Origin of the sequence: Roseospirillum parvum (genome assembly GCF_900100455.1) — a bacterium.
Lineage (GTDB): Bacteria > Pseudomonadota > Alphaproteobacteria > Rhodospirillales > Rhodospirillaceae > Roseospirillum > Roseospirillum parvum.
The window spans coordinates 348,183-366,615 of record NZ_FNCV01000003.1 but is presented as its reverse complement, the minus strand read 5'-3'; the positions used below and the strand labels follow the sequence as shown (position 1 = coordinate 366,615).

Sequence of the window (18,433 nt, the reverse complement as noted above, 5' to 3'; positions counted from 1 at the left end):
CCATCGGGACAGGATCGCCTCAGGGAGGGGGCCCGCCATTGGCGGGCCCTCTTGCGTTCTGGCTCAACGGGTGCCGCCGCCGGCGCCCTGCTCGCGGGCGTCCCAGGCGGCCTTGATGGTCAGGATCTCGGGGCGGATGCTGTCGAACAGATCGACCAGTTCCGGGTCGAAGTGGCGGCCCCGTCCGTCGTGGATGGTTTGCAGGGCCCGCTCGACCGGCCACGGCTCCTTGTAGGGGCGGCGCATGGTCAGGGCGTCGAACACGTCGCACAGGGCAACGATGCGGGCCGCCTGGGGAATCGCCTCGCCGGCCAGGCCGTCCGGGTAGCCGGTGCCGTCCCATTTCTCGTGATGGTGCTCGGCGATCTGGGCCGCCAGCACGAACAGCGGGCTGTCGCTGCGGCCCAGGATTTCCGATCCCACCCGGGGGTGGGTGTGCATCACCGCCCACTCGCCCGGGTCCAGGCTGGCCGGTTTTTTCAGGATGGCGTCGGGGATGGCGATCTTGCCGGTGTCGTGCATCGGCGCCGCCAGTTCCAACAGGTCGCAATCCTCCTCGCCCCAGCCGGCGGCGCTGGCCAGGGCGCGGGCATAGGCGGCCATGCGCCAGATGTGGACTCCGGTGTCGTTGTCGTTGTAGTGGCCGGCGTCGCCCAGCATCTGCACCGAGGCGCGGATGACCCGTTCGTGCTGGCGCACGCGGGCCCGCACTTCCTCGGCCAGCTTGGTCTTCAGGCGGTTGAGGGTGAGCTGGGTGGTCACCCGGGCGCGCACGATGGGCGGGCGCACCGGCTTGGAGATGTAGTCGACGGCGCCCAGCGCGAAGCCCTTGGCCTCGTCCTTCAACTCGGTCATGGCGGTGACGAAGATGACCGGGATGGGCCGCGTGGCGCGCACCGACTTCAACCGCCGGCAGACCTCGAAGCCGTCCATCCCGGGCATCATGACATCGAGCAGGATCAGGTCGGGGTGGTGCTCGGCGGCCAGTTCCAGGGCCCGCTGGCCGTCGCGGGCGAACAACAGGTGATGGTCCTCTTTCAAAATCTCTTTCAGGATCGCCAGATTGGCCGGCTGGTCATCGACCAGCAGCAGGGTCGGGGCATCGGCACGGGTCATGTGGTGGGTCCGGCAACAACGGGGGCGGCGGGTTGGCTGTCGGCTGGCGGGTTGGCCAGCCTGTCCGCCAGTTCGGTGGCCGTTTCCGCCGCCTCGGTGAAGGCGAAGGCATCGATCTGGCCGGCCAGACGGTCAAGGTCGGTGCCGGGCAGGTGGGCGGTCAGGGCGCTCAGGGTGCGTTCGCGCAGGCTGTCGTCGGATTCCCCGCGGGCCAGCGAGCGGCCCAGGGTGTCCAGCAGGCGCCGGGCGGTGGCCAGATCGGTGGGGGGGGAGACCGGTTGCGCCGCGTCGGTCCCGCCTGGCACGCGGGCCAGGGCCTCGGCCAGGCGTGCCCGCTCGGCCCGATAGGCGACGAGGCGGGCTTCCGCGGCGGGCCCATCGTCGGGCCCATCGTCGGGCCCGGCCAGCAAGGCCTCTGCCGCCTGGGCCAGTCGGCCCAGCCCCAGCCCGGCCGCCAGATCGAGCACCGTCTGCGCCAGATCGCGGGTCCGTGCGGCGTCGCCGTGGGCCACGGCCTGGGCCAACGCGTCGAGCACCGGGTCCTGGTCGAAGCCGAGCAGGGCGCGCATCAGGGGGGCGGGGCGGCGCCAGCGGGCCAGGGCCCGGGGCAGGTCGAGGATGTCGGTCAGCGCTTCCAATGGCCCCGGGTCCCTGGCGCTGTCGAGGCTGACCCGCACTTGGTCGTCGGGGGCGCCACAGCCTTCCGGGACCAGGGATTCCATGGTGGCGAACAGCTCCATGAACTCGATCGGCTTGGTCAGCACGGCATCCATGCCGGCGGCGCGGCAGGCCTCCCGCTCCGCCGGCATGGCCGAGGCGGTGAGCGCGATGATCGGCACCCGGCGCTCGCCATCCGCTTCCAGGGCGCGCATTTCCCGGACCGCCGACAGGCCGTCGAGGACCGGCATGAAAACGTCCATCAGCACCACGTCCACATCGCCGCGGGCAAAGGCGGTCACCGCCTCGCGGCCGTTGCGCGCCACCTCGGTGGCGTGGCCCTGTTCGGTCAGGTTGATCAGGGCCAGTTCGATGTTCTGTTCCAGGTCCTCGGCCAGCAGGATGCGGAACTTGCGCGGCGAGGCAAGGCACGGCGCATCCTCGGTGCGCGCCGCCTGGGCGCAGGAGTCCCAACAGGTGGGGCGCTCGAACTGGGCCGTGAAATGGAAGGTGGAGCCCACCCCGACCTCGCTCTCGGCCCAGATTTCGCCGCCCATGCGCTGGACCAGTTGGCGCGAGATGGTGGTGCCCAGCCCGGTGCCGCCGAACTGCCGGGTGGTGCTGCCGTCGGCCTGGGTGAAGCTGTCGAAAATGTGGGGCAGACGGTCCGGGGCGATGCCGATGCCGGTGTCCTGGACCAGGAAGTGGATTTTCTCCGGGCTGTCGGTGCGTCGGATGCGCACCGACACCGTGCCGCTTTTGGTGAACTTCACCGCGTTGCCGACCAGATTGAACAGGATTTGACGCAACCGGGCTGGATCGCCGGTGAAGCAGTGGGGCAGGTCGCCATCGTAGCGGAAGTCGAGCCCGAGGCCCTTTTCGCGCGCCCGGTGCTCCAGGGTCAGCAGCACCCCCTTCACCGTTTGCGGCAGGTTGAAGCAGGCCCGTTCCAACTCGAACTTGCCGCTCTCGAGCTTGCTCAGGTCAAGGATGTCGTTGATGACCTGCAGCAGTCCCTGGGCCGAGGTGTGGGCGATGGACAGGTGGCGATGGGTTTCCGGGGCCAGTCTGGCGGTGCTCAGGACCAGTTCGAGGAAGCCCAGGATGGCGTTCATCGGGGTTCTGATCTCGTGGCTCATGTTGGCCAGGAAGCGCGACTTGGCGGCGCTTGCCGCCTCGGCCGAGCGGCGCGCCTCGATGAGGGCGTTCTCGGCCGTCTTGCGGGCCGTGATGTCGCGGATGAAGACGGTCAGCAGGGTCTGCCCGCCAGCCTGAAGGCGGTTGACCGAGACCTCGGCCGGGAAGGCGGTGCCGTCGCCGTGCCGGGCCCGCGCCTCGCGGGTCGAGCCGGCGGCGCCGAGCAGTCCGCCGGGCAGGCAGGCGGGATCGTCGCAGTCGGGCGGGCATTCCGCCGCCGCCGCCGGCAGCAGGTCGGCCAGCGGGCGGCCCACCACCTCCGCCGGCTCCAGGCCGAACAGCCGGCGCACCGCCGGATTGGCCGAGATCACCCGGCCCTCGGGATCGACCCCGAGGATGGCGTCCTGGGCCGTCTCCAGGGTCAGGCTGAGACGGCTTTGGCTGGCTTTCAGGTCCTCGGTGCGGCTGCGCACGATGGTTTCAAGGTCGCGGTTGGCGGTTCTCAACTCGGCCACCACGCGGCGCACCACCGTGCCCATGGTGTCGAACTCGGCGATCCGGGTGGGCGGATAGGGCAGGTCCTCGGACTCCGAATGGGCCACCGAGAGGGCATAGGACGACATGCGGTGGGCCGGCAGGACGACCAGCCGCCTGAGGACCAGCACGGTGACGATGCCGGCCAGCACGATGACACTGGCGAGGACCAGGAGGTTGCGGCCGAAAGCGCTGCTGAGGCCGCCGAAGACGTTGCCATTGGTCACGAAGGCCAGGTGAAGCGCGGCATCCGACGAGACCGGCACCGCTGCCAGATAGGCGGTTCGGCCACCGTTCAGCTCCAGCACCTGGCCGCTCGGGGCATGGTTGAGCTCGGACACCAGGGTGCCGGGGCGGGCATCGGGCTCCACCGTGCCCACCTTCAACTCATCCCCGGCGAAGATCAGCAGGCGGTCCATGCCGGTTGCCCGACGCAGTCGGTGAACCAGGGGCAGGGCGTTCTTCAGCGAGACGCCGTAAAGCAGATAGGCCACCACCCGCCCGGTCTCGGGGGCGAGGACCGGCTGGCTGCGCAGCAGGAAGTCGGCCTTCTCGCCAACCAACTGCCAGCCGCGCGTGCCCAGGTGGGGCCGGTAGTTAGCCAAGGGCACCTCGGCCGGGTTGATCAGGCTGCCCGGGCTGTCGCGCACCTGACCTTCCGGATCGACCAGCAGCAGGAGATCGGAGCGTTGGTCGTCGTTCAGGTCAACCAGCGCCTGGTAAAGGCGATCGCCGGCGGCCTGCCAGTCGCCGGCGGCGATCAGTTGGGCCGGGGTGTCCTCGCGGGCCAGCAGCGACACCTCGACCGCCAGCAGGTCCAATTCCTCGCTGAGCACCGCGGCGGCGACCCGACCGGCGCGGCGGAAATCCTCGCTCATGATGTCGCGGATCTGGTCGCGCGAGGAATTGTAGCTGATGGCCAGGACAAGGCCGCCGATGAACAGCAACAGGCCGATCTGAACGGCCAGCAGCAGGGGGCCAAGATTGAAGCGTCGGTGCGGCATCGAAAGCGGAGTATCCGTCCAGGCAAGGGGCCTCGGTCACGGCCTTTCTGAAGGGGCGGCTGTCTCGGGGTCGGAGTAGCGGAAGGCGTGCCGGGTCAGGGCGGCCAGGGTGGCGGCGTCGGTCTGCTCGGTGACCAGGGCCATCTGGCCGGCGAACACGGTCGGCACCTGCCCGGCCCGACCGCTTTCCGCCAGGGCGATGGCGTCGGCCATGGCCACGCCGTTGTCGTCGTTCATGCGCAACACGGTGACATTCAGGTCTCCCGCCGCCAGGGCCGCCAACTCGGCGCTGCCGCCACCCCAGCCGTTGACCAGAACCCTGTCGCCCAGGCCCAGTTCGGCAATGGCGTCGGCGACGCCCAGGGCGATGTCGGTCGAGCAGGCGTAGACGAAGGACGTATCGGGGCTCTCGCGCAACAGATCGAGCGCCGCGCGGCGTGCCTTGGCGCGATCGAAGCCAACATAATAGGTGGCCTGGAGTTCCAGGTCACTGCCGCTTTCGATGTGTCGGATGAAGGTGTCGCCGCGCATCTGGCTGACATAGCCGGGGGGACCGTAGAACACCGCGTAGGAGCCCTGTCCGCCGGTCCGTTCGATCAGGTGGTCGGCCAACATGCGGGCCCCGGTGGCGTGGTCGAAGCCGACGTAGAGGAACGGCTGATAGCCTTCCCAGTCCTTCAGCGGGGTGGTGATGTTCTGCAGGATCAGTCGGGTGCCGCCGCGCCCGATGATGCGCTCGATGATGGTCTTGTGGCGCAGGGCGTCGAGGGTGAACACCATGTAGTCGGGGTCGTGGTCCAGGGCCTCCATGATGTAGGCCTCCTGGCGGCGCACCTCGGTGCCGGCGGCGGTGAAGTGGCTGTCCAGGGTGTAGGGCAGGCCGCTCTGCTCGAGGCGGGCGGTGAGGGCGGCGACACTGCGCCGCCAGTAGTCCGACACCTGGTTGCCGGGATAGATGATGGCGATCCTGAGCGGCGACGGCGGCAGGGCGGCGACCACCGGCGGCGTGTCGGCCGCCACCTGGGCGGCGAACCCCTCGCTGATCGCCCGGCGGCCCGGCTCCAGGCCGAGGTAGTGTTCCAGGTCGTGGACCTGGGCGGCGAACTCCTGGGCCGGCGCCGGCGTCGCCGGGGACAGGACCAGGAGCAGGGCCAGAACCCCAGGCACGATGCGTGACAGGTGGCGGGCGGTGGATCGGGGCGGCGGGGGCCGGCCGGCAGGCGTGGCGCGCCGTCCACCATGCCACGGGGCATCGCTCGGCGGTTGATTCGGTTGGTCCGGACGCGCTATCTCAGGGCTGCCGGCGTGCCACGGGGCGCCGTCGGCGCGGTTTTCATCCTCCAGTCGGCGCAAGGATCCAAGGGCAGCATGGACCATTCCCCAGGGACCACCTTTCTCGGGCGGGTGGCCGACGCCGCGCCGGCCAGCGTGCTGCCCCAGCAACGGCTGCTGTTGGAGCTTCTGTCCATGTCGGGCGACATCGCGGTGGCGGTGCGGCCCGGCGAAAGCCTGATGTGGCGCACCCTGGACGAATGCCGGGCCGCCGGCTGGATCGAGCTGGTGGAAATCAACCCGGAGTGGGTGCGCGCCTCGATCACCGCCGCCGGGCGGCTGATCGCCCGCACCTGAGACAGGGCGCGGCGATCCTTTCGCGCCCCCGGGGTCTTGCTGTAGGGTGCGGGGAAGAGGTTCACCCGCCGCCCTTCGGCGACCGTCCAGGAGGCCTAGACCGACAGTGTACACGCTGCTTGCCATCATCGCCGCCGGGCTTCTGATCGGGCTTGGCATCTGGTTTCACCGCTGGGGCCTGACCCGAGGCGGCGCCGCCGACGCCGAGCGGGACGAGGACCGGCGCCATCACTGAGACCGTTCCCATGGCCGCGCCCGAGTCTCCCGCAACCTCCTTGTCCGCGCCGTCGTCCGTGGCGCCGTCCGCGCCGTCCTGGGCCGAGCCCGAGGGCCTCAAGCTGAATGTCGGCGGCATCGAGCGCCGGCCCGGCTGGACGGTGGTCAACATCCAGCCCGGCCCGACGGTCGATGTGGTGGCCGATGCCCGCGACCTGTCGATGTTCGCCGATGGCAGTGTTGCCGCTCTGTATGCCAGCCATATCCTTGAACACCTGAGCTACCAGCGCGAGGTCGATGCGGCGCTGGCCGAGTGGCACCGGGTGCTGGTCCCGGGCGGGGTGGTGATGGTCGCGGTGCCCAATCTCGGTGTGCTCTGCCAGATCTACGTCCACCCGGAGGCAACGGCCGAGCATCGGCACAAGCTGCGGCGCATCATCTTCGGTGGCCAGGTGGACGCCTTCGATGTCCACAAGGCGGGCTTCGATGCCACCTCGCTGGGCGCCCATCTGACCGTGGCCGGCTTCACCGGCATCGAACGGGTGGCCGACTTCGGCCTGTTCGAGGACACCAGCCGACTGCGCCTGGGCGAGGTGCCGGTCAGCCTGAACATGCGGGCCACCAAACCCCGGGCCGGCTGAGGTCCCGGCGGGCGACGAGGTCCCGCCGGATCACGCCTCCTCCCCCTCACTCATGCTCCACGGTGCGGCCGGTGCACAGGGCCAGGATGACCAGCAGGAACACCGCCGTCAGCACCAGACCGACCCAGACGAACACGCTGGCCACGGCGGTGATGCCGTAGACCCCGGTGACGTAGGCGGCCAGATAGACGAACAGGCCAACCAGGCCGACAGCGACGGTGCCGAGGGTGCGGGCGGTGACGGACATGGCGGTCGGATCCTTAGGCGACAGGGGTGGGGCGACAGGGTTGGGCGGCGAAAAAACGTCGGTTCAAGTATAAACCTTGGCGCGCCGCTGTCCACCATGGCGGGGCGGCGGGCGAGCCGTCAGGAGACCACCCGGACCGGCGCTTCCAGGCGGCCCAACAGATCGAGCAGGCCGTGGGCCTGGGCCTTGCGCCGCTGACCCTCGTAAAGCACGAAGCGGCCCTTGCGGGCGGCCTCGCCGGGATGGGTCTCGGGCAGCTTGGCGATCACGTACAGCGGCCGTTCGTGGGCATGGCGGAAGACGGCGAAGCGGGCCATGCCGGAGTCGTGGCCGATGGCGTAGTCGCGCCACTGGCCGCGCATCACCTGGCGGCTGTACAGCGACAGCAGTTGGGTCAACTCGCCGCGGGTGAAGAAGACGCGGTCCGGGGACCGCCGGTATTCCATCAGCCGTGCGATCTTGCTCATGGGCTGTCCTCGCCGCTTGCCACCGGCCATCAGTTTTCCCCAACCGGCCCGGTTGGCGCAAGGGCAACGGCGCCCGGCGGCTCATATTGCATTGGGTCGCTCAACGGTCTACCACTGTCTGCGACCGGAAGCGGCGCCTGTTCCTGCAGGCCGGACACCGCTTGCCGGCCTGGACACTCTGCCCCGGGAGGCGCAACCGCCGTGCCAGACTATCGTTCCCGTACCTCGACCCACGGCCGCAACATGGCCGGCGCGCGTGGCCTGTGGCGGGCCACCGGCATGACCGACGACGATTTCGGCAAGCCGATCATCGCCATCGCCAATTCCTTCACCCAGTTCGTGCCGGGGCACGTGCACCTGAAGGACATGGGCCAGATGGTCGCCCGCGAGATCGAGGCGGCCGGCGCCGTGGCCAAGGAATTCAACACCATCGCGGTGGATGACGGCATCGCCATGGGGCATGGCGGGATGCTCTACAGCCTGCCCTCGCGCGAGCTGATCGCCGACGCCGTGGAGTACATGGTCAACGCCCACTGCGCCGATGCCCTGGTCTGCATCTCCAACTGCGACAAGATCACCCCGGGCATGTTGATGGCGGCGCTGCGCCTGAACGTTCCCACCGTGTTCGTCTCCGGCGGGCCGATGGAGGCCGGCAAGGTGACGGTGGGCGGCACCACCCAGGCGGTCGACCTGATCGACGCCATGGTCAAGGCCGGCGACCGCAACGTCTCCGATGCCGACGTGGAGGCCTACGAGCGCTCGGCCTGCCCGACCTGCGGCTCGTGCGCCGGCATGTTCACCGCCAATTCCATGAACTGTCTGGCCGAGGCGCTGGGCCTCGGCCTGCCCGGCAACGGCACCCTGGTGGCCACCCACGCCGACCGCAAGGAGCTGTTCCTGAACGCCGGGCGGACCATCGTCGAGCTGTGCCGGCGCTACTACGAGCAGGACGACCCGACCGCCCTGCCGCGCGCCATCGCCGGCTTCGAGGCCTTCGAGAACGCCATGTCGCTGGACATCGCCATGGGCGGCTCGACCAACACCGTTTTGCACCTGCTGGCCGCCGCCCAGGAAGCCGGGGTCGATTTCACCATGGCCGACATCGACCGCCTGAGCCGGCGCGTGCCGTGCCTGTGCAAGGTGGCGCCCAACACCGCCAACGTCCATGTGGAGGACGTCCACCGGGCCGGCGGCATCATGGGCATCCTGGGCGAGCTGGAGCGGGGCGGCCTGCTCAATGCCGACTGCCCCACCGTCCATGCCCCGACCATGGGCGCGGCGCTGGCCAAGTGGGACATCGCCCGCGGCAACGATCCGGCGGTGGCCGAGTTCTATCGCGCCGCCCCGGGCGGCGTGCGGACCACCCAGGCCTTCAGCCAGGCCAACCGCTTCGACAGTCTGGACAGCGACCGCACCCAGGGCGTGGTGCGCCGGGTCGAGGACGCCTTCTCGAAGGACGGCGGTCTGGCCGTGCTGTCCGGCAACATCGCGCTGGACGGCTGCATCGTGAAAACCGCCGGGGTCGACGAGTCGATCCTCACCTTCTCCGGCCCGGCCCGCATCTGCGAAAGCCAGGAAGCCGCGGTGGCCCGCATCCTGGGCGGCGAGATCGTCGCCGGCGACGTGGTGGTGATCCGCTACGAGGGTCCGCGCGGCGGCCCCGGGATGCAGGAGATGCTCTATCCGACCAGCTACCTGAAGTCGATGGGCCTGGGCAAGCAGTGCGCCCTGATCACCGACGGCCGCTTCTCCGGCGGCACCTCCGGGCTGTCCATCGGCCACGTCTCGCCGGAAGCCGCCGAGGGCGGCGCCATCGGCCTGATCGCCGAGGGCGACATGATCGACATTGACATCCCCGGCCGGCGCCTGAACGTGCGCCTGGACGACGCCGAGTTGACCCGCCGGCGCGCCGAGATGGCCGCCAAGGGGGCCGACGCCTGGAAGCCGGTGGGCCGCGACCGGGTGGTTTCCGGGGCGCTGAAGGCCTACGCCGCGATGACCACCAGCGCCGCCCGCGGGGCGGTGCGCGACGTTGCCGCCGCCGAACGCCGGCGCGGCGGCGCCTGACTCCCCAGATCCGCCAGACAGCCAGGATGGCCCGCCATGCCCACCTTTGAATGGAACGCCGACTTCGAGACCGGCATCGCCTTCGTTGATCGCGATCACCGGGTTCTGGTCGATCTGCTCAATCAGATCTTCGATGCCCCGGACGACGCCCGCGAGGCCCACGCCACCCTGGGCAGCGTGCTCAACTCGCTGATCGACTACACCCACTATCACTTCGCCCGCGAGGAGCTGCTGCAGGAGGCTTCCGGCTACACCGGGTTCCATGGCCACAAGGCCGAGCACGAGGTGCTGACCACCCGGGCCCAGGAGTTCCGCCAGCGCTACATGCTCGACCCGGAGGCGGTCAGCTTGGTCGAGATGGCGCAGTTCCTGAAGGACTGGCTGATCAACCACATCCTGGGCTCGGACAAGGCCTTCGTGGAGGCCTGCGCCGACCATCCGGAGGCCATCGCCGCCGCCGAGGCGCTGCAACTGGACGGCAGCCAGAAAACCGGCAAGGTCGCGCCCGGGGCTTTCACCTGGGAGGACACCCGCATCCTGGTGGTCGAGGACAACCGCAACTTCCAGGGCATCATCACGACCATCCTGCGCAGCCTGGGGGTGCGCGACATCGCCCTGGCCGGCGACGGCAGGGAAGGCCTGGAGGCCATCGAGAGGGATGCCGCCTTCGATCTGATCCTCTGCGACTGGCGCATGGAGGGGATGGACGGCCTGGCCTTCGTCGAGGCGGTGCGGCGCACCAACCGCGAGGTCAAGGTGGTGATGATGTCGGGCTATGCCGACAATGATTTCCCGGAGCGGGCCCGTCAGGCCGGGGTCGATGCCTTCCTGGAGAAGCCGATCACCGCCCGCGGCTTCCTGGAGACCACCAGCCGCTTGCTCAGTGGCTGAGGCGGGGCGCGATCACAGCGCCAGCCGGCACCACACCGGAACGTGGTCGCTGGCCTTGTCGCGGCCGCGCTCGTCGCGGTCGATGCCGGCCTCTTCCAGGCGGTCGGCGGCGGCCGGGTTGAGCAACAGGTGATCGATGCGGATGCCCTGGTCGCGCGACCAGGCGCCGCGCTGGTAGTCCCAGAAGGTATAGCGGTGGCCGACCCCGCCCAGGGTGTCGGTCCAGCCCTGGAACAGCAGCCCCCGGAAGGCCTTGCGGGTGGGCAGGGTGAACAGCGCGTCGTCGCGCCAGGCGGCGGGGTCGTGCACGTCCTCCGGCCCCGGGATGACGTTGTAGTCGCCGCCCAGCAGGGTCGGCAGGGGATCGCCCACCAGCCCCTGGGCATGGGCCGTCAGCCGCGCCATCCAGGCCAGCTTGTAGGTGTACTTGTCGCTGTCCAGGGGGTTGCCGTTGGGCAGGTACAGGCCGCCGACCCGCAGCCGCCCGTCGATCACCGCTTCCACGTAGCGGGCCTGGGTGTCGGCCGCGTCGCCGGGCAGGGCCTCGGTACTCACCTCGAAAGGCAGGCGGGACAGCAGGGCCACGCCGTTGTAGGTCTTCTGCCCGACCACCGCCGCCCGGTAGCCGGCGGCCTCGATCTCGAGGTGGGGGAAGCTGTCGGCGGTGCACTTGGTTTCCTGCAGCACCGCCACGTCGGGGGCGCGGCGCTCCAACCAGTCGAGCAGGCGGGGCAGGCGGGCCTTGATGGAATTGACGTTGAAACTGGCGACGGTCAGCACGAGGCGGGGCCCTGTTCAGGTGACGTGGAGTTGGCAGGGTAGGGCGTCGGCGGCCCGGGCGGCAAGCCTCCGCCGCTGTCGGTGCGCGGTCTTGCCACCCGGCGGGCGGCGCGGCACAGTACCGTTTGGGCGAGGGGGGCAACTCCTGGACGGGAGACGGCGATGACGGCGCGCATCGGCGCGGCCTTGCTGGTCCTGGCCTTGGGCCTGCTCCCCACGGCCGGGCAGGCCCTTGAGCTGTCCGAGGAAACCTGGAAAGGCTGTCGTTTGATGGCCGAGCCGGTGCGGCTCGATTTCGACATCGTCTCGGCCGCGCCGCGCTACCTGCGCAGCCACAGCCGGCGCCAGATCGACAGCCTGCTGCATGGCCACTATCGCCAGCATGCCGGGACGGTCGGCCTGACCCATGCCCAACACCGCATGGACTATCAGGTCCAGTATTCGGTGTACGACCGCCCGGCCGGCGGGGCCTGTGTCTATCTGACCCGGCTTGAGGCGACCTTCGGCTACACCGCCATGGATATCTACGTGGCCCGCGAGTACGCCGAGGGCAGTTGCGCCTACAGCGTCACCCTTCAGCACGAGAACCAGCATGTGCGGATCAACCGGGCCGTGCTGAGCCGCCACCGTGGGCGCATCAGGAACGCCCTGGTCGGCCAACTCAAGCGGTTCAACCCGGTGATCGTGGCCGACCCGGCGCGGGCCGGCGATGTCATCGTCGGGCGCCTGAAGACCGGCATGGCGCCCTACCTCGCGGCCTTCGAGAACGACCGAGACGCCAGCAACGCCACCATCGACACCCCGGAGAACTATCGCACCACCAGCGCCCTGTGCAGCGACTGGTGAGGCAGCCTGGTGGCACTCAGACCGCGAACGAGGTGCCGCAGCCGCAGGTGGCGGTGGCGTTGGGGTTCCTGACCGTGAAGGCGGCGGCCATCAGGTCGTTGCTGTAGTCGATTTCCGAGCCGTCGAGGATGTCCAGCGAGGCGCTGTCGGTCACCACCTTCACGCCGTGGTGCTCGAACACCTTGTCGTCGGGCCCGACCTCGGCCGACAGCTCGAAGGCGTACTTGAAGCCCGAACAGCCGCCGCCGGACACGGTGATGCGCAGCATCTGCCCGGGGTTGCCCTCGGCGGCGAGGATTTCGGTCAGCCGTCGGGCGGCGGCCTGGCTCAGGCCCAGGTTCGGGGTGGCGGTGTTGGGGGGGGCGGTCTGGCTCATCGGGGCGGACTCCGGGGTTGGCGGTCTGGTCGGCTGGCAACTGGGCCGGTTGGCGACTTGGCATGATCTGGGCCCCCGGCGCGGGTCCGGCAAGAGGGCGGGCGTTGCCAAGCCGAGGCCGGCGGTCTAGTTTCGGCCGGCCATGAGAGCCCCCTACGCCAGTGATCCCGCGGCCACCCGTGGCCGCCGCCATGCCGAGCCCGAGGCCCCGCCCCGGTCGCCCTTCCAGCGCGACCGGGACCGCATCATTCATGCCGCCGCCTTTCGCCGCCTGAAATACAAGACCCAGGTGTTCGTCTATCACGAGGGCGAGAACTACCGCACCCGGCTGACCCACAGCCTGGAGGTGGCGCAGATCGCCCGCTCGGTGGCCCGGGTGCTGGGGCTCGACGAGGATCTGGCCGAGGCCCTGGCCCTGGCCCACGACCTGGGGCACGCCCCTTTCGGCCACGCCGGCGAGGACGCCCTGAAGGCGCGCATGGCGCCCTTCGGGGGCTTTTCCCACAACGGCCAGTCGCTGCGCCTGGTCACCGCCCTGGAGCGCCGCTACGCCGAGTTCGACGGCCTCAACCTGACCTGGGAAACCCTGGAGGGGCTGGTCAAGCACAACGGGCCGCTGACCGGACCGCTGGCCGAGCCCGGGGTCGAGGTGCCGCCGGAAATCGTCGCCTATGATCGCGAGCACCCGCTGGAACTGGCCTCGTTCGCCGGGCCGGAGGCCCAGGTGGCGGCGCTGGCCGACGACATCGCCTACAACGCCCACGACATCGACGACGGCCTGCGGGCCGGCCTGTTCGACATCGAGGCGGCGGCCGAGGTGCCGCTGGTGGCGCCCATCCTGGCCGAGGTCCGGGGCCGCTATCCGGGGCTGGAAAGCTCGCGCCTGATCCACGAGACGGTGCGCCGCCTGATCAGCGCCATGGTCGGTGACCTGTGCGCCGAAACCACCCGCCGGCTGGAGCGGGACAAACCCACCTCGGCGGCCGAGGTGCGCGCCGCCGGCCATCCGATGGTCGCCTTTTCCGAGGAAATGGCGGCCAACGACCGGGCCTTCAAGGCGTTCCTGTTCCCCAACATGTACCGCCACCACCGGGTCAACCGGATGACCAGCAAGGCCCGCCGGGTGGTGTATGAACTGTTCGACCAGTTCCTGGCCGAGCCGCGCCTGCTGCCCAGTCCGTGGCAGGGCGACCGGCTGGCCCCGGAGGCCCCCGAGACGGCCCGCGTGGTCTGCGACTACATCGCCGGCATGACCGACCGCTTCGCCATGGACGAACATCGCCGCCTTTTTGACATCACGGTAAAACCATGAACATCTTCAAAGACTTTCAATCCATCATTCATGCAGAGGTCGAGGCCCTGGTGGGGCGCGGCGTGCTGCCCGAGGGGCTCGACCTCAAGCCGATCACGGCCGAGCCGCCGCGCGACCCGGCGCATGGCGACGTGGCCACCAATGCCGCCCTGGTGCTGGCCAAGCCGGCCAAGATGAAGCCGCGCGACATCGCCGAGGCGCTGGCCGAGGGCCTGCGGGCCCGGGAGTCGGTGGTGGCGGTCGAGGTGGCCGGGCCGGGCTTCCTCAACCTGCGTCTGAAGCCCGAGGTCTGGCAGCGCGCGTTGGCCCACATGGTGGCGGTCGGCCCGGCCTACGGCGACAGCGACCTGGGCGGCGGGGCGCCGGTCAACGTGGAGTATGTCTCGGCCAATCCCACCGGGCCGATGCATGTGGGCCACGCCCGGGGCGCGGTGTTCGGCGATGCGCTGGCCGGGCTGCTCGCCAAGGCCGGCTACAAGGTGACCCGGGAGTACTACATCAACGACGCCGGAGCCCAGGTGGACAGCCTGGCCCGCGCCTTCCACTGGCGCTACCGCGAGGCCCTGGGCAAGGTCTCGGCGGATCAGGTGGCGCAGGCCCTGGCCGACGGGGAGATCGAGTACGGCGGCGACTATCTGGTTGCTCCGGCCCGCGCCCTGGCCGCCGAGGCGGGCGAGCGCTACGCCGACCTGCCCGAGGCCGAGTGGCTGGGCCCCATCCGCACCTACGCCATCGAGGCCATGATGGCGATGATCCGCGACGATCTGGCGGTGCTCGGGGTGCGCCACGATGTCTTCACCTCGGAGCGCGGGCTGGTCGACAGCGGTCGGGTGGGGGCCTTCATCGAGGACCTGAAGAGCCGCGATCTGATCTATCGCGGCATTCTGGAGCCGCCCAAGGGCAAGCGCCCGGACGACTGGGAGCCGCGCGAACAGACCCTGTTCCGGGCCACCGCCTTCGGCGACGAGGTCGACCGGCCGATCCTCAAGTCGGATGGCAGCTACACCTACTTCGCCTCCGACATCGCCTACCACGCCGACAAGTTCGCCCGTGGCTTCGCCACCATGATCGACGTCTGGGGGGCCGACCATGGCGGCTACGTGAAGCGGGTCGCGGCGGCGGTCGAGGCGGTGACCGGCGGCGCGGGGCAACTCGACGTCAAGCTGTGCCAGTTGGTCAAGCTGCTCGAGGACGGCCAGCCGGTGAAGATGTCCAAGCGGGCCGGCACCTTCGTCACCCTGCGCGAGGTGGTCGACCGGGTCGGCAAGGACGTGGTCCGCTTCATCATGCTGACCCGCAAGAACGACGCCACGCTCGACTTCGACTACGCCCGGGTCACCGAGCAGTCGAAGGACAACCCGGTATTCTACGTCCAGTACGCCCACGCCCGGGCCTGTTCGGTGCTGCGCCACGGGGCCGAGATGTTCGGCGCCCCGGATGACCAGGAACTGATGGCCCATGTGGACCGTCTGGTGGCCGACGAGGAATTGGCCCTGATCCGCCTTTTGGCCGGCTGGCCGCGCCTGATCGACTCCGCCGCCGAGGCCCACGAGCCGCACCGGGTGGCATTCTACCTCTATGATCTGGCCGCGGCCTTCCATCAGTTGTGGAACAAGGGGCGCGATGAAACCGAACTGCGCTTCCTGATCGCCGAGGACCGCCCCGTGTCGCTGGCCCGACTCGCCCTTGTGAAGGGTGTTCAGGTGGTGATAGCGTCGGGGCTTCAGGTGTTTGACGTCACCCCCGCCGAGGAGATGCGTTGATGGCCGAGGACAAGCGGACCCGTGGCACCGGGCGGGGTGGCGATGAGTCGTTGAGCTTCGAGGAAATCGAACGGGAAATCCTCGACATCGTGCCCGAGCGGCGGCCACGCGGCGCGACCGCCGATCTGGATGGCGACGATGATCCGCTGCTCGACGACCTGGACGACGAGGGGGACGGCGGCGCCCGGCGCGGCCTGCTGCTGGGGGCGTTGATCGGCCTGGTGCTGATCGCCGCCGGGGGCTGGTACCTCTACACCCAGATGACCGCCCCGCCGCCCACCGACACGGTGCCCCTGATCCAGGCCGAGGACGTGCCCTACAAGGCCCGTCCGGCCGATCCCGGTGGCATGGAGGTGCCCAACCAGGACAAGCTGGTCTACGAGCGGGTCGAGGGCGGGGCCGAGGGCGAGGGGGCGGCCGAGCAGCTTCTGCCACCACCCGAAACGCCGCGCCCGCCGCCCGCTCCGGAGGTGGCGGAAGAGGCGGAAAGCGCCGCGCCAGAGGCCGATCCCGAGGTCAGCGTGGCCGTGCCCGCGACCACCGAGGCGGCCCAGGCGGCCGGGGCTCCGGCCTCGGAGGCGGTGGCAAGCGGCGTCGCCCAGCCCGCCCCGGCGGCCGAGGCGCCGGCCCAGCCCGAACCCGCCAGCCAGCCCGAGCCGGCGCCGGCGGCCCCCCCCCAGGCGGCCTCGCAGGTGGCGGCGACCCCGCCGGCCGAGGGGGGCTTCCTGGTCCAGTTGGCCTCGGTGCGCGAGGAAGTGCGCACGGAAACCGAATGGGCCCGCCTGAAGAAGGCCCACGCCGACCTCTTGACCCCGTTCACCCCGGTGGTCGAGCGGGCCGATCTGGGGGACAAGGGCGTCTGGTACCGTCTGCGCATGGGCCACTTCAGCACCCGGGCGGCGGCGAGCGCCCTCTGCGACGAGTTGAAGAGCCGCAAGGTCGACTGTCTGGTGGTGGCCAACAACTGATCGTGGCCAACAACTGAGCCGACCCGGATCCCGCCATGCCCGACACCTCCCCAACGCCCCGGGCGGTCGTTCTGGGGCTGAAGGGGCTTGCCCCGACAGCCGACGAGCGGCGCCTGTTCGCCCAGGCCGATCCCTTCGGCTTCATCCTGTTCGCCCGCAACGTGGCGGCGCCGGATCAGGTCCGTGCCCTGGTCGCCGAGTTGCGCCAGATCGTCGGCCGCCGGGCGCCGGTGTTCATCGACCAGGAAGGCGGCCGGGTGCAGCGCCTGAAACCGCCCCACTGGCGGGCCGCGCCGGCCGCCGCCCGGCTGGTCGAGCTGTACGCCCGCGATCCCGAGGCCGGGGTCCGCGCCGCCTTCCTGAATGCTCGGCTGATCGCCGCCGAGTTGGCCGACCTGGGCATCGACGTGGACTGCACCCCGGTGCTCGACCTGCCGGCCCCGGGGGCGCACGAGGTGATCGGCGACCGGGCCCATGGCGCCGACCCCGCCACCGCCATCGCCCTGGGGCGGGCGGTGATGGACGGCATGTTGGCCGGCGGCGTGTGGCCGGTCATCAAGCACCTGCCGGGGCACGGCCGGGCCGAAGCCGACAGCCATCTCGCCCTGCCCCGGGTGGCGGCCCCGCTGGCCGACCTCGCGGCGCACGACTTCGCGCCCTTCCGGGCCCTGTCCGACAGCCCGCTGGCGATGACCGCCCATGTGGTTTACGAGGACCTGGACCCGGCCCGGCCGGCCACCGTCTCGCCGACGGTCATCGAACAGGTCATCCGGGGCGACATCGGCTTTGACAATCTGCTGGTCAGCGACGATCTGTCCATGAAGGCGTTGGCCGGGCCGCTGGATCGACGCGCCGCCGACTGTCTGGCCGCCGGCTGCGACCTGGCCCTTCACTGCAATGGCGAAGCCGGGGAAATGGCCGCCGTGGTCGCCGGGGCGGGGCCGCTGTCGACGGCCACCCGGGCCCGGTTGGCGCGGCTTGGCGACCCGCCGACGTCGCAACCGTTCGAGGCCGCCGCCGGGCTGGCCGAACTCACCGCCCTGCTGGGCTGAACCAGCCGGGTCGCAAAAGGATTTCTCCCCGCATGTTCGACGGGATCGACCTTTACGTCGTTTCCACCTGGGTGCTGCCGGTGCTGCTGGCCATCACCTTCCACGAGGCGGCGCACGGCTTCGTGGCCTGGCGCCTGGGCGATCCCACGGCCCACAAGCTGGGCCGCATCTCGGCCAATCCGCTGCGCCACGTCGATCCCATGGGCACGGTGATCCTGCCCGGCCTGTTGGTGCTGGCCAAGGCGCCGTTCATCTTCGGCTGGGCCAAGCCGGTGCCGATCGACCCGCGTCGCCTGCGCCAGCCGCGCCGCGACATGGTGCTGGTCGCCGCCGCCGGGCCGGGGAGCAATCTGCTGATGGCCCTGATCGCCGGTCTGCTCGCCCACCTGCTGTTCCTGGCTCCGCCGGAGGCCGCCAAATGGCTGGGTGACAACCTGTTCAACGCCATGGTCATCAATCTGGTGTTGGCGGTGTTCAACATGATCCCGCTGCCGCCGCTGGATGGCGGCCGGGTGGCGGTTGGCCTGTTGCCGCTCGGGCTGGCCCGGCCGCTGGCCCGGCTGGAGCGCTACGGCATCTTCATCCTGATCGGGGCGCTGCTGCTGCTGCCGATGATCGGCGAGGCGGCGGGGCTGGACATCAACCCGGTCGGGGCCGTGGTGCTGCCGGTGGTGCGCGCCCTGATGCAGGGGATGATGCTGCTGACCGGGCACGGCTGGTAAGGGGGGCG

At 70.3% G+C, this 18,433-nt stretch carries 18 protein-coding genes; 11 read left to right on the top strand and 7 right to left on the bottom strand.

Annotation, left to right across the window (positions count from 1 at the left end; all coding sequences use genetic code 11):
- Positions 1-63: 63 nt before the first annotated feature.
- The 3 genes from BLR95_RS06830 to BLR95_RS15735 are packed head-to-tail and all read right to left on the bottom strand — an operon-like array spanning position 64 to position 5,615.
- Positions 64-1,116, bottom strand: coding sequence for a response regulator (locus BLR95_RS06830; protein ID WP_092617341.1), 1,053 nt, complete (start codon positions 1,114-1,116; stop codon positions 64-66).
- Positions 1,113-4,448, bottom strand: coding sequence for an ATP-binding protein (locus tag BLR95_RS06825; protein WP_092617338.1), 3,336 nt, complete (start codon positions 4,446-4,448; stop codon positions 1,113-1,115). Before BLR95_RS06825 ends, BLR95_RS06830 begins: the two co-directional genes overlap by 4 nt.
- 36 nt (positions 4,449-4,484) lie before the next feature.
- A complete protein-coding gene (locus BLR95_RS15735; RefSeq protein ID WP_176787687.1) occupies positions 4,485-5,615 on the bottom strand; it encodes a substrate-binding domain-containing protein in 1,131 nt (376 codons plus the stop codon).
- A 201-nt stretch (positions 5,616-5,816) separates the two neighbouring features.
- Between BLR95_RS15735 and BLR95_RS15730 the strand changes: the two genes are divergently transcribed.
- The 3 genes from BLR95_RS15730 (at position 5,817) to BLR95_RS06815 (ending at position 6,934) form a co-directional block, all read left to right on the top strand.
- Positions 5,817-6,077 carry a hypothetical protein gene (locus BLR95_RS15730; protein ID WP_176787685.1) on the top strand — a complete coding sequence of 87 codons (261 nt, stop codon included), beginning with the start codon at positions 5,817-5,819 and terminating at the stop codon, positions 6,075-6,077.
- A 106-nt stretch (positions 6,078-6,183) separates the two neighbouring features.
- Complete coding sequence (locus tag BLR95_RS16215) at positions 6,184-6,312, top strand: hypothetical protein (protein ID WP_281241287.1); 129 nt, start codon at positions 6,184-6,186, stop codon at positions 6,310-6,312.
- Between the two features lie 58 nt (positions 6,313-6,370).
- Positions 6,371-6,934 carry a class I SAM-dependent methyltransferase gene (locus BLR95_RS06815; protein WP_176787683.1) on the top strand — a complete coding sequence of 188 codons (564 nt, stop codon included), beginning with the start codon at positions 6,371-6,373 and terminating at the stop codon, positions 6,932-6,934.
- Positions 6,935-6,980: 46 nt separating this feature from the next.
- Here BLR95_RS06815 and BLR95_RS06810 read toward each other — a convergent pair whose 3' ends face one another.
- Both BLR95_RS06810 and BLR95_RS06805 read right to left on the bottom strand, forming a co-directional pair.
- Positions 6,981-7,181: a hypothetical protein gene (locus BLR95_RS06810; RefSeq protein WP_092617329.1), complete on the bottom strand. Its 201-nt coding sequence runs from the start codon at positions 7,179-7,181 to the stop codon at positions 6,981-6,983.
- Between the two features lie 119 nt (positions 7,182-7,300).
- Positions 7,301-7,648, bottom strand: a complete 348-nt coding sequence (locus BLR95_RS06805; protein ID WP_092617326.1) for a DUF2794 domain-containing protein — start codon at positions 7,646-7,648, stop codon at positions 7,301-7,303.
- Positions 7,649-7,849: 201 nt separating this feature from the next.
- Here BLR95_RS06805 and ilvD point away from each other — a divergent pair, with 201 nt between their 5' ends.
- Both ilvD and BLR95_RS06795 read left to right on the top strand, forming a co-directional pair.
- A complete protein-coding gene (ilvD, locus tag BLR95_RS06800) occupies positions 7,850-9,715 on the top strand; it encodes a dihydroxy-acid dehydratase (RefSeq protein WP_092617323.1) in 1,866 nt (621 codons plus the stop codon).
- A 36-nt stretch (positions 9,716-9,751) separates the two neighbouring features.
- A complete protein-coding gene (locus BLR95_RS06795) occupies positions 9,752-10,606 on the top strand; it encodes a bacteriohemerythrin (protein ID WP_092617321.1) in 855 nt (284 codons plus the stop codon).
- Between the two features lie 12 nt (positions 10,607-10,618).
- On the opposite strand, the gene BLR95_RS06790 is transcribed toward BLR95_RS06795, so the two are convergent.
- Positions 10,619-11,386, bottom strand: coding sequence for an exodeoxyribonuclease III (locus BLR95_RS06790; RefSeq protein WP_092617318.1), 768 nt, complete (start codon positions 11,384-11,386; stop codon positions 10,619-10,621).
- A gap of 162 nt (positions 11,387-11,548) precedes the next feature.
- Between BLR95_RS06790 and BLR95_RS06785 the strand changes: the two genes are divergently transcribed.
- Positions 11,549-12,232, top strand: a complete 684-nt coding sequence (locus tag BLR95_RS06785; protein ID WP_092617315.1) for a hypothetical protein — start codon at positions 11,549-11,551, stop codon at positions 12,230-12,232.
- Between the two features lie 16 nt (positions 12,233-12,248).
- Here the strand turns inward: BLR95_RS06785 and erpA are convergent, their stop codons facing one another.
- Positions 12,249-12,608, bottom strand: coding sequence for an iron-sulfur cluster insertion protein ErpA (gene erpA / locus BLR95_RS06780; protein ID WP_092617311.1), 360 nt, complete (start codon positions 12,606-12,608; stop codon positions 12,249-12,251).
- A 142-nt stretch (positions 12,609-12,750) separates the two neighbouring features.
- On the opposite strand from erpA, the gene BLR95_RS06775 reads away from it, so the two are divergent.
- Genes BLR95_RS06775 through BLR95_RS06755 form a run of 5 tightly spaced genes read left to right on the top strand, consistent with a single transcriptional unit; the run spans position 12,751 to position 18,425 of the window.
- Entirely contained in the window at positions 12,751-13,920 is a 1,170-nt protein-coding gene (locus BLR95_RS06775; protein WP_092617308.1) for a deoxyguanosinetriphosphate triphosphohydrolase, read from the top strand.
- The gene (gene argS, locus BLR95_RS06770; protein WP_092617305.1) at positions 13,917-15,683 is read left to right on the top strand and encodes an arginine--tRNA ligase; all 1,767 of its coding nucleotides are present in this window, start codon (positions 13,917-13,919) and stop codon (positions 15,681-15,683) included. Before BLR95_RS06775 ends, argS begins: the two co-directional genes overlap by 4 nt.
- Positions 15,683-16,651 carry an SPOR domain-containing protein gene (locus tag BLR95_RS06765; RefSeq protein ID WP_092617302.1) on the top strand — a complete coding sequence of 323 codons (969 nt, stop codon included), beginning with the start codon at positions 15,683-15,685 and terminating at the stop codon, positions 16,649-16,651. Before argS ends, BLR95_RS06765 begins: the two co-directional genes overlap by 1 nt.
- Positions 16,652-16,686: 35 nt before the next feature.
- Positions 16,687-17,703, top strand: a complete 1,017-nt coding sequence (nagZ, locus tag BLR95_RS06760; protein ID WP_092617299.1) for a beta-N-acetylhexosaminidase — start codon at positions 16,687-16,689, stop codon at positions 17,701-17,703.
- A gap of 32 nt (positions 17,704-17,735) precedes the next feature.
- The gene (locus tag BLR95_RS06755; protein WP_092617296.1) at positions 17,736-18,425 is read left to right on the top strand and encodes a site-2 protease family protein; all 690 of its coding nucleotides are present in this window, start codon (positions 17,736-17,738) and stop codon (positions 18,423-18,425) included.
- The last annotated feature ends 8 nt before the right edge of the window (positions 18,426-18,433 follow it).

What these genes read in the sequence shown, in the direction of transcription:
- BLR95_RS06785 (WP_092617315.1), top strand. Translation starts at nt 11,549, where the DNA reads ATGACGGCGCGCATCGGCGCGGCCTTGCTGGTCCTGGCCTTGGGCCTG.
- BLR95_RS06755 (WP_092617296.1), top strand. Translation starts at nt 17,736, where the DNA reads ATGTTCGACGGGATCGACCTTTACGTCGTTTCCACCTGGGTGCTGCCG.
- argS (WP_092617305.1), top strand. Translation starts at nt 13,917, where the DNA reads ATGAACATCTTCAAAGACTTTCAATCCATCATTCATGCAGAGGTCGAG.
- BLR95_RS06795 (WP_092617321.1), top strand. Translation starts at nt 9,752, where the DNA reads ATGCCCACCTTTGAATGGAACGCCGACTTCGAGACCGGCATCGCCTTC.
- BLR95_RS06810 (WP_092617329.1), bottom strand. Translation starts at nt 7,181, where the DNA reads ATGTCCGTCACCGCCCGCACCCTCGGCACCGTCGCTGTCGGCCTGGTT.
- BLR95_RS06830 (WP_092617341.1), bottom strand. Translation starts at nt 1,116, where the DNA reads ATGACCCGTGCCGATGCCCCGACCCTGCTGCTGGTCGATGACCAGCCG.
- BLR95_RS15730 (WP_176787685.1), top strand. Translation starts at nt 5,817, where the DNA reads ATGGACCATTCCCCAGGGACCACCTTTCTCGGGCGGGTGGCCGACGCC.
- BLR95_RS06825 (WP_092617338.1), bottom strand. Translation starts at nt 4,448, where the DNA reads ATGCCGCACCGACGCTTCAATCTTGGCCCCCTGCTGCTGGCCGTTCAG.
- BLR95_RS06765 (WP_092617302.1), top strand. Translation starts at nt 15,683, where the DNA reads ATGGCCGAGGACAAGCGGACCCGTGGCACCGGGCGGGGTGGCGATGAG.
- BLR95_RS06805 (WP_092617326.1), bottom strand. Translation starts at nt 7,648, where the DNA reads ATGAGCAAGATCGCACGGCTGATGGAATACCGGCGGTCCCCGGACCGC.
- BLR95_RS06775 (WP_092617308.1), top strand. Translation starts at nt 12,751, where the DNA reads ATGAGAGCCCCCTACGCCAGTGATCCCGCGGCCACCCGTGGCCGCCGC.
- erpA (WP_092617311.1), bottom strand. Translation starts at nt 12,608, where the DNA reads ATGAGCCAGACCGCCCCCCCCAACACCGCCACCCCGAACCTGGGCCTG.
- nagZ (WP_092617299.1), top strand. Translation starts at nt 16,687, where the DNA reads ATGCCCGACACCTCCCCAACGCCCCGGGCGGTCGTTCTGGGGCTGAAG.